Annotated in this window: 12 protein-coding genes; 1 reads left to right on the top strand and 11 read right to left on the bottom strand. The window is 43.6% G+C overall.

Annotated elements, in window-relative coordinates; genetic code table 11:
* Positions 1-108: 108 nt before the first annotated feature.
* The 9 genes from AC0YN7_RS09040 to AC0YN7_RS09000 all read right to left on the bottom strand — a co-directional run bounded on the left by AC0YN7_RS09040 (position 109) and on the right by AC0YN7_RS09000 (position 11,874).
* Complete coding sequence (locus AC0YN7_RS09040; protein ID WP_475809647.1) at positions 109-903, bottom strand: polysaccharide deacetylase family protein; 795 nt, start codon at positions 901-903, stop codon at positions 109-111.
* A gap of 99 nt (positions 904-1,002) precedes the next feature.
* Positions 1,003-2,715 carry a hypothetical protein gene (locus tag AC0YN7_RS09035; RefSeq protein ID WP_475809646.1) on the bottom strand — a complete coding sequence of 571 codons (1,713 nt, stop codon included), beginning with the start codon at positions 2,713-2,715 and terminating at the stop codon, positions 1,003-1,005.
* A gap of 4 nt (positions 2,716-2,719) precedes the next feature.
* Entirely contained in the window at positions 2,720-3,799 is a 1,080-nt protein-coding gene (locus AC0YN7_RS09030; RefSeq protein WP_475809645.1) for a glycoside hydrolase family 88/105 protein, read from the bottom strand.
* 1 nt (position 3,800) lies between these two features.
* Complete coding sequence (locus tag AC0YN7_RS09025) at positions 3,801-4,868, bottom strand: TolB family protein (RefSeq protein ID WP_475809644.1); 1,068 nt, start codon at positions 4,866-4,868, stop codon at positions 3,801-3,803.
* 24 nt (positions 4,869-4,892) lie between these two features.
* Complete coding sequence (locus tag AC0YN7_RS09020; protein WP_475809643.1) at positions 4,893-7,235, bottom strand: helix-turn-helix domain-containing protein; 2,343 nt, start codon at positions 7,233-7,235, stop codon at positions 4,893-4,895.
* 23 nt (positions 7,236-7,258) lie between these two features.
* Positions 7,259-8,863, bottom strand: a complete 1,605-nt coding sequence (locus tag AC0YN7_RS09015; protein ID WP_475809642.1) for an extracellular solute-binding protein — start codon at positions 8,861-8,863, stop codon at positions 7,259-7,261.
* 89 nt (positions 8,864-8,952) lie between these two features.
* The gene (locus AC0YN7_RS09010) at positions 8,953-9,759 is read right to left on the bottom strand and encodes a carbohydrate ABC transporter permease (RefSeq protein WP_475809641.1); all 807 of its coding nucleotides are present in this window, start codon (positions 9,757-9,759) and stop codon (positions 8,953-8,955) included.
* 100 nt (positions 9,760-9,859) lie between these two features.
* The gene (locus AC0YN7_RS09005; protein WP_475809640.1) at positions 9,860-10,834 is read right to left on the bottom strand and encodes an ABC transporter permease; all 975 of its coding nucleotides are present in this window, start codon (positions 10,832-10,834) and stop codon (positions 9,860-9,862) included.
* Between the two features lie 308 nt (positions 10,835-11,142).
* A complete protein-coding gene (locus AC0YN7_RS09000) occupies positions 11,143-11,874 on the bottom strand; it encodes a ThuA domain-containing protein (protein WP_475809639.1) in 732 nt (243 codons plus the stop codon).
* A gap of 194 nt (positions 11,875-12,068) precedes the next feature.
* On the opposite strand from AC0YN7_RS09000, the gene AC0YN7_RS08995 reads away from it, so the two are divergent.
* The gene (locus AC0YN7_RS08995; RefSeq protein WP_475809638.1) at positions 12,069-13,016 is read left to right on the top strand and encodes a helix-turn-helix domain-containing protein; all 948 of its coding nucleotides are present in this window, start codon (positions 12,069-12,071) and stop codon (positions 13,014-13,016) included.
* A gap of 33 nt (positions 13,017-13,049) precedes the next feature.
* Here the strand turns inward: AC0YN7_RS08995 and AC0YN7_RS08990 are convergent, their stop codons facing one another.
* Complete coding sequence (locus AC0YN7_RS08990; protein ID WP_475809637.1) at positions 13,050-15,314, bottom strand: helix-turn-helix domain-containing protein; 2,265 nt, start codon at positions 15,312-15,314, stop codon at positions 13,050-13,052.
* Between the two features lie 158 nt (positions 15,315-15,472).
* Positions 15,473-17,041 (bottom strand): extracellular solute-binding protein, encoded by a 1,569-nt coding sequence (locus AC0YN7_RS08985; protein WP_475809636.1) that lies wholly within the window; start codon positions 17,039-17,041, stop codon positions 15,473-15,475.
* Between the last annotated feature and the right edge of the window lie 34 nt (positions 17,042-17,075).

Here is a 17,075-nt window from a genome sequence, read left to right as displayed (position 1 = left end):
GCTATTTTAATAAATAATTCTAGCAATACAAGCGAGTTCCTCTGGGCTAATATTACTAGAGCATACTAATTAAGTAAATAAATTTAATTGGGCGTTATATGCAATATTTTATAACTGAAGCACTTGACCCGCACTAATCTTAACAGATTCCCCTTCAACGCTTATCCAAGCGTCCATCGCAGAAGGATTATGAACTATACTTCTGTCAACTGAGAATCTCAGCCTCTCCAACACTTGCCTATATGCTATAATTTCAGCGTTCGTTGCATGCCATATCGTATCGTTTTCCTTTAAGAGTTCTCCTGCCCTATCGATAATCTCCCAATTATTGTCGTTGTCAAACTCATAGCTATGGCCCCAAACATAGAGTAAAGACATCTTTTTTACATCCTTATGGGAAATGAAGGCTTCGACCTTCTCTACTAATTGCTTATGATGGCATGTTGGGTTCCAACGCAAAGGGTCTGATGGCATATCGAACTTACCATGGCTGTTCACAGTTCTTGCATATTCGATTCCAAGCACCGGCAGCATGGATACGACCTTATCATTATAAGTTCCAAACGGATAGCTCATACCTCGAACGGGATAAAGGACAAGGCTTTCCAGCACCCTTCGATCTTCCATTATTTCATGCGCCACTTGATCTGGAGGAGATATTTCTAGAAAAGGGTGATCGACCGTATGCGCGGACACCTCATGACCATGATAAAGCGTGCGTACCTCTTCCGCTGTAATATATCCTTCTCGACCGAAGAAACCGGAATTCAGATGAAAGGTTCCCTTGAAGCCATACTGATTCATTTTCCCTACGAGTCGACGATCCTGAGTACGCCCATCATCAAAGCTAAAAGTCATTGCTTTCGTTCGTCCTTCAGGAAATAACGTATACTGGATTTTCATAAAATTTCCCCCTTACTTTTATTGCTTTCATCTACTAGATTATACCAAGAAATATGAAAAATCCAACGGTATTTCGACCGGTTAAAGGATACAAGGGGATTACATCGTGCCTGGTCGCAGCGGCAAAGAAAGCGTCAGTTGCTCGTTATTCCAGCTTCCGCTCACTGTTGCCAACCCTTCTGTGCGTTCGATCTGTTGTGCAAAGCTCCCGAGCTCTCCCCCTATGCAAAGGGAAAAGAGAAATGCAGCCTCATTCAGCTTTTGAAAATCTATTACTCTTTCTTCACCCGCATGAAGGACCAAATCGATACCCAGCACGCCATCAGCTTTGTTCACTTCCCAGCTCCAGTCCCGAGCTGCTGCCCCAGCACTATGATCTTCAAACGCGGCAAACCAATTGCACAGCGATACTATTGTCTCTCCGATTTGAAGGCTTACACTCTCTTGTTCCACTGATGCGCTTACCCGCTCCAATAAGCCGCCTATTTCCAGTCGCAATCTAAAATCAGACGCCTTGATTGTTCCATCAACCATATCCAGATTCGGGTGAGTATCACCGCCATTGACCACAAAATTCACACCAAACAGCACATGGTTCTCCCTCTGCTCACCATGAAAAATGGCTGAACAGTAATCATAACCATCATGCAAAGCGCGCAGATGCAAATAGGTCGCCTGACCTCCATTATCCACATACACCAGCAGCGTCCGTGTCTGGTTCCACATGATCTCTTTGTTGAAGCTGCCAAGCGAATAGGTTGGCGTCATAAAAGTAGTTGCCCACTTTTCCATGCCGCTGCCATTTATTCCAAAGCACTCCCTAATATTACGCTGACTTTTGTCAAGGAAACGTTCCAAATACTGCTCTGGACAAACAATTCCGCACTTATACCAATCCTCACTAAAAGGTAGCTCTTCCTCCTCATAAAAGGTTAATTTGCCTCCTGTTGCCATTTGCAGGAACGCTTTATTATGAGATGAAAGCAAAGTCTGATAACAGCGGCTATGAGGACCTGACCATTGCATGGTACTGGCATGGAAATGATCTGCTACGCTTTTCCAGGCAATATGAAGCAAGTCGTTTCCGAGCTGCTTTGCTTGATCATTTCTCGTTTCCATAACAAGAGCAGACAGCTCCAGAATAGCTACGTAAGTGTAATTTGGACTATTATATTCTTGGAAGGCCTGACGAGGCAGCGTATAGTTATGCAGCTTTTCCAGCCGTTCAAATCCGTATTCCGCATAATCCTGCCGTTCGAATAACTCACCAGCGATGAGGGTAACGAACGCACCCATAATCGCAATATTGGTGTAATGCGGTCCGATATTCCGTATAATAATCGCATCACATGCATTGAAGATCGCTTGTTGAACTGATTGCCGCAGTGACTCTGGCAATCTGGAGGCATGCCTTGAAATAATCAGTACGAGAAGCTTGCCGCAGAAATCAGCCCAGTTCCAATCTGGAGGCGACATTTGATCCAGCGGCTCCTCATAAAACCAAGACCAGATACCGAACGTGCTTCGACTGCGATCGGTGTCCTGCAGTGAAACGACCTGCTCAATAATATCGAAAGCACGCTGTTCATAGCGATCTTCCTGTGTATCCAGCAAACCGAGTGCATAGGAGAGCGAACTGCGTGTTGAATGAATAAAATCAGCTTGCTTGATCGTCGTATGATAACCGGGACTGCTAAATGGCGATGTTAGCATGCGGTTTTCTGGATTGTATTGTAAGTTTCGGGAATCAATCAGCTTAATCAGCTTTTGTTTGTTATTAAATAAATGGTTGGAATAGTCCGCTATGATCATTTCATCACTCCTCAATTTTCGATTTACGTTCAACAGCTTCTTTATTAGCCGTCCAGCACTTGAATTCTGTCAGTAGCTGCAAAGCCAAGCCTTGCCCATAAAGCGTAGGATAAATCGGGATATTGTCATACGCTTCCACAGACGGCATAATAGGTGTGCCGCCCGACACTCCGACAACCTCGCCAGACTGACTGATTAAGGACAGTACTTCCGATACTGTTCGCTCAGCCGGCTCCACGAATGAGGCATCAAGTATACCCGCGTTAATTCCTCTAATGAAACCACATGCGATTCCGGCACTTGCCGAAGTTTCTTTATACGTATTGACGCGATCAAGTACCGTATGCCATAGCCCATCAGCAGCCTGACAAGAGCGAAGTGCGGCAGCAAGGCTGCGATAGCGCTCATGCAGCTCTATAGGAATGTCTATCAATCCACTTATTTCTTCTATAATCTCAGGAACGCTTAATACGATCCAGGCATTCGCCCGTGCCCAATGAACCGCCGACATATGGTCGCCAGCCTCACAGTTCCAACCATGATATAATAGCCCCGCTTCTTTATCCTGAAGCAGCTGCATATGAAGCATCGTCTGCTCCAGCGCCTCCTCAGCCAACTGCTTGTCACTAGTCAATTTTGCAAGGCGTGCTAGAAACAGCACCGCCATAAATACAGTGTCCGCCCAGACCTGTTCACGGAATTCGGCAGCCTCGGTAACGGTATGCTCAAAAGCCTGCTCTCTTGTACGCGGCGCTTCTTTCAGCATCCACTGTGCAATTTCCTGCGATTTCGTAAGCAGCCACTCCTGACCGGTATGACGATACAAGGATGGAAATACAGCAAAAGGTGCCATTGAATTGATTACTTTCTGCACATCTGATTTCTGTTTATTCCGCTCCACCCATGTCTGAACGTAATGGATTACTTCTTCTTGCCCTGTCTTATCTCCGCAATCCAAAATTGAAATGACACCGACACCAGGAACCCAGTCCCAATGATTGATATCCATGCCCCAATTACCTTGATGATCTTCGATCATATAGGAGTAGATTTTGCTCATCGCATCATCAATTCGTTGTGTCATCTCAATCCTCCTCGGACATTTGCTCAATATCAATAACACCGATCCATAAGTTTTGCTGCTCATCCGCAAAGGTAAAAGATACCCGTTTGCTGTCAGGACTGAACATCGGGTGAGGATGTCCGGGATGCTCTCTCCACATTGGCAGCTCGCACAGCAGTTTGGATGTTCGTGACTCCAAATTAATTAAGACGATTTTGCTTACGGCATTATCTTCAATCGTATCTGCAACAACAAAGCGTCCATCAGGGCTAGGTGCTGCATGCCAGTACCTATAGTCACCATTGATAAACTCCCGCTCCTGCCCCCACTTCTCAACCCTATACACCCCTGTCGGTTTAAGCGGACTTTGCGGATATTTCACAAAATAGAGATGCTTTCCGTCTGCCGCCCACATCTCATGCCCGACATACTCCACATGCTCTCCCGTTTCCAGCCGCTGCTGGCGGAACACATTGCGTATCTCACCTGTAGTTGTGTCTGCGACATAGATGCGATCAGCAATATGCTCGGTCTTGCCCTCGTGAGCAAAAAAAACAAGCTGATCATATTTGGGATTGATCATAGAATGATTGGCTATCGGGTAAGGCTCTTCGAAGCCTGGTGCAGCCACTGCAGTGACGATACCCGTATCAACCTCAACAGTCCCGATCACCCAATTATCGAAGCGCTTCCAATAGATACCTAGTCTTCTCCCGTCATCGGTGATGGAGAGCGGGCCATACACCAGAGCCCCATCCTCCATGCTGCAAACGGTACGAACCGTCTGCGTATGCAGATTGTATTCATAAATGACTGAACCGACGTAATAATAGAAGAGATCATTTGCCGATACGAGACCAATGCCCCAATTAAGATCTGTCAGAAGTGTCTCTGATGCACCGGTCTTTGTATCAAAACGAACATAACGACCTTTTTTGTCCCCATCTATATCCGTGCAAACGATAATGTGACGACTGTCTGCCATCCAGGTTTGTGCTGTAAAATAGTTCTGGCCCGTATCAGCGCCGGGATTTCCTACTGCCTGAATTTCGATATTTGTTAATCGGTCCTTCAACTTGCGAATCAGCATGCTGAGGCCTTCCTCTCCTCTATATTAGACTTCCCCGTCCTGCCCCTCACGTGCCCGCTCTCTGAATTCCGTAGGCGTAAGCCCGGTTATTTTTTTGAAAATTCTCACAAAGCTATTCACATTCGTATAGCCAACATGCTCTGCAATATCACGAATTTTCTCTTCTGTATCCTTGAGCAGCTGCTTGGCCTTGTTCATACGCGTTTCCATTAAATAATCGATAAAATTACATTCCTTCTGTTCTTTGAACAGCTTGCTGAGATGAGAAACGCTCAAATGAAACTCGCTCGCGAGCAGATTGAGTGACAAGTCGCTGCGCATATAATGCGTTTGAATATACAGCATCACATTGTCAATGACATCATTGCGCTCCCTGCTGCTGCGCTTTTCCCTTATTCGTTCGATGAAGCTTGAGAGCGATTGTATCGTAAATCCCTCAAGATGGTGCAGCTGCTCGTACTGATTCAGCATCTCAAGCATATACTGCTCCGGAAACATCCCTTCGGGATCAACGCCAATTTCCACAGCTGCGGTTGCCGCCTTCATCAGACATTGCACAATCAACTGCATGATCATTTCAGGCGGTACATTATGCTCAGTGAAGGATTCGAACCATCTGTGCACTTGCTGCTTCATCTTATCCGCGTCCGACAACTTGACTGAAGCGACGATCCCATCTGTCATAGCGAATAAACGGTAAAATTGCGGTGATTGATCGCTGAATACATCCTCTTTCGTAATAATCGAATTGCTGCCCATCACCAGCTTATAGCGCAGTGCCTCAAGCGATTGCTTATAGGAGCGATGAATATCATTGACCGTCTCGACCGTATCTCCAATTCCGATTGTAATTGTACGGCTAAAGTATTCCTGAACGAAATCCTTCATTAAATCAGCAACTGCCACCGCCCGCATCATATGACGCTCCGGCTCATCCACATCGTCAAAGCTCATAATGACCGCGCATTTACCGCTGCTCAGCTCCACGGCAATACCGCGGCTTTCCGCATTCATCAATTCCTCAGCAACGTTGCAGAGCGCATAAGCATACAGCTGCAAATCCCGCGGTGAAGCAATTTCATGCTTGCTGTCAAACTCAATGCTCATGACGACAAAACGGTCTGGATACAAGCTAATGCCAAGCATGTCCATATAAGGCTGCAGCACCGCAAAATTTTTGCGTTTCTCAGACAGCAATTCCGTAAGAAGCTGCCATTTAATGAGCGGCTTGCTTTCAATCACCTGCTTATGCAGCTCTTCCCTATCTTGTAAAATATCCTGCACCGTCGATTCGAAATATTGGAATTCATCTGTATATTTCCTTGCTGTCACATCCTTCCGATGGACAGTCAGATGCCGTGTCATCGCATGGATAAACCGGTTGACCGGCTTGAAAATCCAGCGTCCCACCATTGCTGCAGATGCCGTAGCCACTACAAATAATACGATTGCAAGTATAAGCAGTCCATTGCGAATGGCGTAAAGCGGCTTCAGAAATTGCGCCTCTGGCACAATCCGCACAATATTCCAACCCGTATAATCCGATTTTACATAAAAAACAGAGGAAGCTGTCCGTTCAACATCTTCAGAGAAATGGCCGCTCGCTTCCGATGCATTCAAAATTTGATGAATATACGAAAATTCACTAATATCCTTGCCCAGCTTGCTCTGATCAGAATGCAGCACCACGACACCTTCACTATCAACAATGAAGGTCTGTCCCTTATCCGTTGCCGCCGTATTACGGATTAATCCATACAGCAGATCCTCCTTAATATTTACAGCAATCGCACCTTCGCGTGTGCCAGGAGAATGAATAAGCGGGTAGGAGCGAACCAATGTCACAACATTGCGATAAATCGGATATTGCGAGTGATTGAGCTGTACCTTGCGAGTTGACATCCAGTTGAAATATCCCTCATACTGCTGAAACTCTGGAATCCATGAGAAATCCAGCTTATAATCCTGCTCATTCAGTACATCGCCTGACACCAGCCGCTGCTTGCCATACGAAAAAAGATCAATGGAAAAAATATAATCGATGCTGTTGATCGCATTCGTAATTAAATTGGTTGCTCGAAACGAAATGTTCTGGCTTTCCTGCTCGCTCAGCTCATCATTGAAAAACCGTCCCACCTCATATGATTTCAGCAGTTGAATAGCTGATTTATCTATATGCTTAAGTGATAGCTCCAGCTTGTGTTCCAACTGCCCTAGCAACTCCATGTTCGTACTGGTCAGCTGACGCTCCAATTGGCGATTAAATACGGTATACGTTAAAAAAGCAGAAGAAAAAACAAGGAGGAACAGCAGCATCGATAGAATTGCAACCGCTTTAGTAAGTCGCCGATTTTGTACGAGCTTCATCTCTGTTCCTCCCCCTTTATCATTTAAAAGCTGGATTTATTATCCTCATACCACTTTTGGGCGATTTCCTCTGCTTTTTCGCCACCCAGACGTTTCCATTCCTTGCGAATCTCATCAAGAGCCCACTGACCTGTGTATTTCTCTCCTTGAGTTACCGCATTAGCTCGTGTTTCCCGAATAAAGGTGTCGAGCGTTGATCGGATTTCATTGATTTCATCAAAGCTTGGCTGATAAGGAGTGTCGCGTCGGAACTTATTTTTCATTACAATATCTAATGATTTCATATTAAGCTTAGCAATGCGCTGCGACATTTCATCGCTGGCAGCTCGAACAAGTATATCCTCGGCTTTGAAGCCACTCTCATCTCGCATTACAGCGTATTCGCCTGCGTAAATAACTTCTTTTGTAAATTTATCTGGGTCGAGTCGCTTGGCTACGCCATTAACCATTTCATAATGCACGCCTTCCTCGCCATTCACCAGCGTGAACCAACCTTTCTCCAAAATCCAATCTAAATATTCCATTGCGGCCTTCGGATTTTTCATATCCTTATTGAAAGCGATATAGAATAGGGGTGATGCTTCCTGATATGTTCCATATCTGCCATGCGGAGTAGCTACAGCTTCCAGCGGCTCTGGCTTAGCGTCCGGCACGTTGATCAGCAAATCCTTGTTTATAATATCCATCGACCATTGCCCCATATAGATACCAGCCTTGCCAGTTGTCCACAACTGAGTTGCACGCTGATTGTTGCTATCCGTTAAATATTCACGATCGACAAGCCCCAAATCATATAGCTGCTTCTCCAGTGCAATCGTTTCGCCGAAACGGTCAAGGGTCGCACCGTATACCATTTTCCCATCTTCCACATACCATTGATTGTTTATTGCCCCATAAAGAGCAGCGTAAATATCATTTGTCGTATGACCGACAATTGGCGTACTGTCTGGATAACGCTCTTTCATCGCTTTTGCTACGACAATCAACTCTTCCACAGTTGTCGGTTGTTCAAGCTGCAGTTCATCCAGCCAATCCTGTCTTATCCACATTCCATGATTCACAATGCCTGTAATCGCACGTTTTGTCGCTACCGCGTAGACTTCACCGTCGAAAGTAATATAAGGCAGCAAATCGGGATTCTCTTCCAAATATTTTTTGTAAGTCGTACTGTATTTTTCAATATACTCCCCAATCGGTTGAATAACCCCTTGGGTGACCAGCTTCCCAATATATGTCCGGTCATACTCCCACATCAGATCTGGCGCCTGTTTCGAAGCAATCAATACATTAAGCGTATCCTGCGCTTGGTTGCGAGGTACAGGTACGATCGATACATCAATACCCGATTGCTCGCGAATCCATTTCACCCAGCGATTTTCCTCATAGGTGCCCTCATCACTAGATACTTGACCTCTGTCAAACGTGGAAATACTGACCTTCTTCGGCAACTCTTCATACGGGTCCTTTTCTTCGGATGGGGTCTCCCCGGTAGGTTTAGCAGTGCCTTGGTTTGTCGTGTTCGTAGGGCTTGTGTCTCCCCCGTTGTTGGAACACGCCGTTGCCAAGAGCACCATAATCATAACCAGCATTAACAGCATTTTCCCCTTGCGTGTACTATTCTCTTTCATACTTGACCTCCTACAGGATTATTTTATTATATCAAAGCGCGCTATTAAGGCGCACTTGATATTTCAGCTTGTTGCACGCGTTTTGGCAGCTATCCTTTAATAGAACCAAGGAGCACGCCTTTAATAAAATGTTTCTGCAAAAATGGATACACACACAGGATCGGCACAATGGCAAACACGACTGACGCAGCTCTTATGCCTTCCGGCGTAATCGTAACCTGCAGCACACCTTCACCGCTTCCGCGCAGCAGCTCCGGACTAACCAAAGAGATCATCTGGTACAATTTCACCATCAATGACACTTTATCTGTACTCCGAATATAGATCAGTACATTCATATAAGAGTTCCACCAGCCAACAGCATAGAACAGTGTCAATGCGGCGATGACCGGCTTAGAGAGCGGCAAAATAATTTTCCATAGAATAGTGAAATCACCAGCGCCGTCAATCGCGGCTGATTCTTCCAGCTCATCTGGCAGCCCTTCCAGGAAGGATTTCATAACGAACATATTGTAAGCGCTTATAAGTGCGGGAAGCCAAAGCGACCAGTACGTATTGACAAGTCCCAGGCTATTAATAAGCAGAAAATTAGGAATCAGTCCGCCGCTAAACAGCATCGTAAATAAAATGGCCATGAGCATCATATTTCTGCCCTTCAGCCTTGCTTTAGAAAGCGGATAAGCTGCAATTATAGTAAAAAACATATTCAACGCAGTTCCAATTACCGTAATTACGATAGTGTTCTTCATTGCAATAATTAATTGACCGTCTCTCAATAAGTTTTTATAGGCTTCCACATTGAATTCAACCGGCCACATGAAGATTTCCGCAGCATTGATCGCCCTGCTGCTGCTAAACGATACTGCAATGACGTTAATAAACGGAAATAATGCCATATAAGCGAGCAACGCCAGTAAGGAGTAATTAAGCCAGCGAGATATTACTGATAAAACGGTTTGTTGTCCAAGCTTCAGAATGCATCACTCCTTTCATCCCTTACCATAATCCTCGTTCTCCCAGCACTTTTATAATACGGTTCACTGATACGATGAGGATTAGCGCAATCAATGATTGGAACAAGCCTAATGCAGTTGTGTAACTGTACTGCAAGTTCACAATCCCTCGGGTATAGACGAAGGTGCTAATTACCTCAGCGACACTGGTTACAGCCGGATTCCGCAGCGCATACACCTGTTCGAAACCGACATCCATCATTTTGCCTACTTGAAGAATAAGAAGAATCGCGATTGTACTGCGAATGCCCGGTAGTGTAACATGCCAGATCTGTCTTATTTTATTGGCTCCATCAATTTTGGCTGCTTCATATAATGTCGGATCGATCGAGGCCATCGCAGCCAAGTAGAGAATCGTCCCAAATCCTGCCTCTTTCCAAATACCGGACACAATGAATGTCACTGGCCACCAGAACCTATCAGCCATAAAATAGATCGGCTCGATTCCAAATGCCTTCAGTAAATAATTCACAATTCCTGTAGATGGCGATAACAGTGCAATAATGATACTGCCAAGGACAATCCACGAAATAAAATGAGGAATGTACAGCAAGTTTTGCAAAGAACGCTTATACCACTCCACCCGCACTTCGTTAAGCATGATCGCGAGTAAGATCGGAGCAGGAAAAGCAAAAACCAGATGATACAAGTTGAGAAGCAAAGTATTTTTCAATACTACATAAAAATCTCGGCTTGCAAACAGCTTCTCGAATTGTTGAAGGCCTACCCACGAGCTACCCCAGATCCCATCGGACAATCGATAATTTTTGAAGGCAATTATTTCTCCGGCCATCGGTGCGTATTTAAATAGCAGTAAATAAATGGCTACAGGCAATAGAAGCATATAAAGAAAACGATTGCGTTTTAACTCCTTCCGCAAGAACGTTATCCAACTCGAGCCTGATCCTGTCTTCGGCACCCTAGACATTGGAGCCACCGTTTGCGAATGCTGCTTCAATGTAATCCCCCTTTCTTCATGCTTGTTATAATTTTGACCAGCAATGCCCTGCCAACCAAAAGTAACATGCTCGGTGCTTTTTCCGAAATCTCCACTTTTTGTGCCGCTATTCTTTCACTCTGAAAGGGTACCCTTCAATTTTTGTGATGCTATCCCTTTTCCATTCATTCAGAATCATCTGAAACCATTTGATATACAAAAAAAACCCTGATAGATCAAGGTTTCTGATCACATCAGGATTTTTATCTAACGGTGCGTGAACACGCACCGTTTTTTTATATTTGTGCTTATGCGGACTTTCAATTTCGTTAATTGTTTGCTTTTATCGTTAGTTTTTCTAAAGGCTTTGCATTCCCATATACTGGACGATTGCGTTTAACCGGCTGTGCCCATTTCACGGCATTCGCAATAACGCGTTGAATGTCTTTGTTATGATAAGTTGGATAGGTTTCATGCCCCGGTCTGAAATAAAACACTTTGCCGTTTCCGCGCATAAAGGTGCATCCGCTGCGGAATACTTCTCCGCCTTCAAACCAGCTTGTAAAAATAACCTCATCCGGTGCAGGAATATCAAAATGCTCGCCATACATTTCTTCTTTTTCCAGCTCGATATATTCTCCAATTCCTTCTGCAATCGGATGGCTTGGCGCAACAACCCAAAGACGTTCTTTCTCATCAGCCTCACGCCATTTTAAATCACAGCTTGTACCCATTAATGATTTAAAGATTTTTGAGAAGTGACCAGAATGAAGTACAATTAAGCCCATTCCATTCAGTACACGCTGCTGTACTTTCCGTACGACTTCATCCTTTACTTCTCCATGCGCAAGATGTCCCCACCACACTAATACTTCCGTATTGTTTAATACTTCATCCGTTAAGCCATGCTCTGGCTCATCCAAAGTAGCAGTCTTAGCTTCAAGCCCTGCTTCCGTTAAAAATTGTGCAATCGCGCCATGAATGCCAGTTGGATATAGTTGGCCTACAATTGGATTACTTTGTTCATGCCGATTTTCATTCCATACCGTTACTTTTACCATTATATGTACACTCCTTATGCGCTTTATTACTTTCAGTATAGAAAATCAGAGCTGTTAAAGAAATGCTAAAACATGCCCATTTTATATTCAAAAGTGTCTTCCTTTTCTAAATCAAATGAAAAGGTACCGTGTGTAAATGAAATTATTAATTCGATATTTCCAAAAGTGTTATACTCAAGAAGGAGGTAATGATCATGCCCTTATTAGAAACTACTATCGATCCGCATTTTGATGCTATTAATGAAGAAGTCATCTATCAGAATCCGTTGCTTTTTCTAAAAATATGGGAGATCAGAACAGAGGCTCACCAATACAGCGTTTTAGAAAAACACCCCTGGCACTACCATAAAGAAGTAGAATTTCTTGCTGTCTTAGAAGGCCACTTAGGTGTGCAAAGCAAGCACAATTACGTTGTCCTCGGGCCGGGAGACGTTATGATTCTAGGAGCATCCCAGCCGCACCGTTCCCATAAGCCTCTTACCGGTGCGCTTCACTACGTGGTTTTTCAAATCGATCTGATCAAACATTTTGACCAAAGCACCATGCCTTACTTGTACTGTTTCTCGGAACTGACTCAAACTCAACCACTGGATAAACTAAACTATATTTTTGATGAAAAAGAGTCAGCCAAACGAGAAACGTATGCTTTCATCATGGAAATTTTCAATGAATCGCAAACACGGATGAGAGGCTACGAAATTGCTATCAGCTCAACGATTAAGAGATTGATGCTGCTACTGTTAAGAAACGACAGCCGCAACGTACTAAACTATACGGAGGAAACCGATTTAAATCGATTAAGACCGGTTCTTGATTATATAAATACCCATTTAAACGAAAAACTCGTCGTAGAGGATGCTTGTACTTTACTCAATTTGAGCTACCACTATTTTATAAAATACTTCAAAAAAACGATGGGCGTCTCTTTCGTGGAATACGTTAATTATAGAAGAATTAAAAAATCTGAGCTTTTATTGCTGACGAGTGAACTCAGTATTATGGATGTCAGCTACGAGGTAGGCATTTCCAACATGGCCCAGTTTTATAAGCTTTTCAAACGTCATAATCAGTGCTCACCCAGAGCATTCAAGCTTCGCATGCGAAGTGAGTCTAAATCGGCGATGGAAGACACACAACAATAGACGATATCGTTACATTAACAGGATGATCGCCAGTCAATGATCAATTTGATGTTTTTCACGGAATTGTCCTGGTGTTATGCCTTCTTGTTTGCGGAAATATCGAATGAAGTTTTGCGAATTATTGTATCGCAAACGCTCAGCAATCTCTAAAATCTTCAAATCGGTATCGACAAGGAGCTTCTTGGCTAACTGCAAACGAAAATTCGATAAATAATCGCTGAAATTGATGCCTACCTCCTTGCGAAATACACCACGGATATAATCCGGGTGATAGCCCAGCCTTGATGCGCATTGATCTAATGATAGGTCATTTTCAGCCTCTTCGTGGATCATGGCCAGCATCTGATCTGAGATCTTGGCGTATTGATTTTTTCGTTTCTTCTCTAATAAATCCATCATCGGATAGATGAGTATTTGGCTAAACCATTGTTCAATTTCCTTGATCGTTTTAAGCTGATATAGCTGATCAATAAGTGACTTTTCTCCATCATAAAGTGACTCAATGGGTTCACCCAAGCTCTGCGCCATTCGTACTAAATCCAAAAGGAATGCCGTTAGAGGTACGAAGTATTCTCTGTGCCCTACCTTCTCGTAGAAGATATCTTGCAGATAAGTATGCAGCAGCAGGTCCGCTTGAGAATAATTGGCCAACTTGATTGCATCAAGCAACTCCTGCTTAATTCCGTCAGGAATACGTGACAGAATCGTCCCCTCCGGTTCCACATCCATAATATGAATAATACAGCTTGGTCCCATGCGGATTGTATATTTAAGCGCCTCGATTGCTTCCTGATAAGCCCATTGAGCAGATCCAAGCGTTGGATAAAAACGGCTAATCCCCACGCTTACTTTTAATCCCAGAAACTGATCAATCTTTTGTCTGATCTCATCGGCGTACTCATTAATTCTAATTTTAAATAATTCCTCAGTTAAATCATTGCTTCCAATCAATGTAACCTGAGTACGCTGCATAACAACAGGCTTCAACCTTTCGTTCTTCTGCAAAACCTCACCGACAATATTATTTATTGCAAATAATAATAACTCTTCATCACTCATCTCATATCTAGTTCCCTCAAGTGTATCAATCTGGATTGCCATAACACCTATATAACTCCAATTGCTATTAAGAGTTATTGCATCCAAACGCTCACTGATTTCCTGCGCTCTCACCTCTCCCTGATAAAGCTTGATCATGAACAGTTCATCCACATATCGCTGCTGGCCTTCAATTATTCCGGTAAGGCGGTGCTTCGTGTGGAGCATCTCATTCACCTGACTGCCGATATACTGAATCTCATCACTGCTATGATTGACCGTTGACACTTCCTCCTTCTCAGCCAGAAAGCGGTACAGATGATTTATGGGACTGTACATTCTCCTAGACCCCAGCCAGGCAAGCAGCAGAGTACCAGTAAGAATCAATAAGCAAGCCGTGTAGGTATACCATTTAATCACATTAGAATCTTTCGTAATGAGATTCACCGACGATATAGATACATAGGTCCAGCTATTATAGGAGGATTTGCGGAAGCTCACACCAATATCTGAATTCGTATTTGAATGGTAATCGCCAACCGTTTTCGTGGAATCAAATATAACCTCGAGCTCTTTCTTATTGCTAAAGTCCTGCCCTATTTGAACCGCATTGCTATGCGCAATTACAATTCCGTCATGATCGAGAATCATGACCTCTCCAAGCTCATTATTATTAGTCAATAATTTACTGATTTCTTTATTCATAAATTTTAAAATCATTAACCCCGAGGGAGTTTGTGAATTAATAGGCAGCTTTTTTACCAAATGAACCTGCTCTCCTCCACCTGTTGTAGCCCAGAAGCTTGTTTTTCCAACTTTAGAATAGTTGTTAATCATTTCACTTTGATTATATTCTTCTAAACGCAGTACCTCAGTACTGTTATCTATCACCCATCCGTTGTTGAAACTGACTAATAATATATCATTGATCCCGAGCTCGAAGCTTTGAAGCTTATGCAAGCCTTGAAGCAATTCATTCACCGTTTCGAATTGATTGGGGGTTAATAACATATTTAATGATGAACTGACTAGAGATGAGTTAATGAATTGAACAGCAGATAAATCCGCCATTTTTAGCAGTTGCTCCACACTTTGCTGCGTTTGCTCCAAATTTAGCATATTGGCTTTGGTCACTTTATCTTGAATAATCTCAGATGATTTATAATAAGAAAGAACTCCGAGAACGATCACAGGAAGAGTGCTGAGCAGCATGCTAAATAGAAACAATCGGACTAAAAATTTTGGTAGACGGATTCCCAAGATGAGTAAGACCTCCATGCGTCAAGCGTAAACGGCTGTCGCCGTCTTTTCGGAAAAAGCTAATTTTAAATAACTTTAGGAATTCACCGCCAATCCTGGAGTGAATTCCTCATACATTATTGTAGTTCAACTATCTTTCTATGGCTATACGAACTTTATTATTTCTGCACAGCGTTGTATTGCTCCGTATACTCAGCAAGCGCTTGATCTCCGCCGCTTTTCCGCCATTGTTCCACAGCGCTATGCCAGCCAGCTTCATCAATCTCACCCATAATGAATTTAACCCTAGCGTCTTGAACGATTTTGGTGATTTCAGAGCCTTTTTCTGCCAGGGTAGCCGATTCGAACGATTCCACTGGATTCGCAACAACAATATCCACATTATCTCTAAATATTTGTTTGTATTTCTTTACAATTGGCGCATCCTCGCCAGCAGTTACCAAGTTGCCATCATCGAAACGAAGCTGGTAAATTGAGTTTACGTCAGTTTCATAAGCCTTGCCATCTGTACGAACAGGTACGCCATTTTCCAATTTATAATGCTTGCCTTCAATTCCCCATTCAAATAAGTTTTGCATGTCTTCATCCGCTAGCTTATCAAGGAAAGCAAGAATTCCCTTCAGTTCTTCTTCTGTTTTCACGCTCGTTTTCGGGAACATATATAATCCGTTATAACCGCCGTTGAACAGCATTTGTCGCTCGCCTTTCGGACCGTTGATACTGCCGATCACATCAAGCTCAGCATCTGGAACTACTTTATACAAGTCATTAAAACCGCTGTTCGTATCATCTAGCGCGCCGAAAATGATGCCTGCTTTGCCTTGATTCATCGTATCCCGGCGATTGTTTCCCGGTGCAACCGCGAAATCCTGATTAATCAATTTCTCGTCATACAGGCGCTTATAGAATTTCAAGACTTCCAGATACTCTTCCTTAGAGAAGTCAACAACAACCTTCCCATCTTCAATTCCATACAGATTATAACCGCCATGCCAAGATAATAATGGCGAGAAGCCGTTTAATGCTCTACCCTCATACATGCCAAATGTATCATTTTTCCCATTCTTATCCGGATCTTCTTTAGCGAATGCTTTGATAACATTGTAAATGTCATCAAGCGTCTTCGGCTCACTAAGTCCTAATGAAGTTAACCAATCCTTACGCAGAATAGCGCCTTCGCGAGCTACGGGACGGCTGCGGTATATGCCATACACCTTGCCGTCTACGGAAACATTATTCAGAACGAGTGAGTTAAGCTTGCTCAAATTCGGATAATCCTGAAGATAAGGACCGATTTCCCAGAACATACCTGACTTCACTGCATTAACAATGCTAGGACTCTTATTGCTCGTGATCAGCATGATTTGAGGGAGCTCTCCGCCCGCAATCGTTGCATTCACTTTGTCATTATAAGCAGAATTCGGAACCCATGTAATATCAAGCTTTGTTCCGGTATATTCCTCTATGAGCTTAATCGCTTCATTATCTGCTTTCGGCGGCTCGACCGAGTAGTATTGATTCATCATGGACAATTTAAGCGGTTCGCTCGGTTTCGTCGTTTCCTGTGGGGCAGCAGACTGAGCTGATGTGGGCGATGATGAATTTCCCTTCTTGTTGTTGCTAGTTCCTGTTTCGTTTCCCTGACCGCATCCAGCCAGTATAATCGCTGATAGTGCAACGACCCCGCTGAACTTCAAAATTCCTTGTAACCGATTCCAACCTTTCATTGAAAAATCCTCCCCTTGCTCTCATAGTTTTATA

The organism is Paenibacillus sp. J31R122 (assembly GCF_056269185.1).
Note: the sequence above shows the minus strand (reverse complement) of the source record. Positions and strands in the feature narration are given on the sequence as shown.

Excerpts from the sequence above, each read along its gene's own strand:
- AC0YN7_RS09040 (WP_475809647.1), bottom strand. The coding sequence starts at position 903 with ATGAAAATCCAGTATACGTTATTTCCTGAAGGACGAACGAAAGCAATG.
- AC0YN7_RS09035 (WP_475809646.1), bottom strand. The coding sequence starts at position 2,715 with ATGATCATAGCGGACTATTCCAACCATTTATTTAATAACAAACAAAAG.
- AC0YN7_RS09030 (WP_475809645.1), bottom strand. The coding sequence starts at position 3,799 with ATGACACAACGAATTGATGATGCGATGAGCAAAATCTACTCCTATATG.
- AC0YN7_RS09025 (WP_475809644.1), bottom strand. The coding sequence starts at position 4,868 with ATGCTGATTCGCAAGTTGAAGGACCGATTAACAAATATCGAAATTCAG.
- AC0YN7_RS09020 (WP_475809643.1), bottom strand. The coding sequence starts at position 7,235 with ATGAAGCTCGTACAAAATCGGCGACTTACTAAAGCGGTTGCAATTCTA.
- AC0YN7_RS09015 (WP_475809642.1), bottom strand. The coding sequence starts at position 8,863 with ATGAAAGAGAATAGTACACGCAAGGGGAAAATGCTGTTAATGCTGGTT.
- AC0YN7_RS09010 (WP_475809641.1), bottom strand. The coding sequence starts at position 9,759 with ATGGCATTATTTCCGTTTATTAACGTCATTGCAGTATCGTTTAGCAGC.
- AC0YN7_RS09000 (WP_475809639.1), bottom strand. The coding sequence starts at position 11,874 with ATGGTAAAAGTAACGGTATGGAATGAAAATCGGCATGAACAAAGTAAT.
- AC0YN7_RS08995 (WP_475809638.1), top strand. The coding sequence starts at position 12,069 with ATGCCCTTATTAGAAACTACTATCGATCCGCATTTTGATGCTATTAAT.
- AC0YN7_RS08985 (WP_475809636.1), bottom strand. The coding sequence starts at position 17,041 with ATGAAAGGTTGGAATCGGTTACAAGGAATTTTGAAGTTCAGCGGGGTC.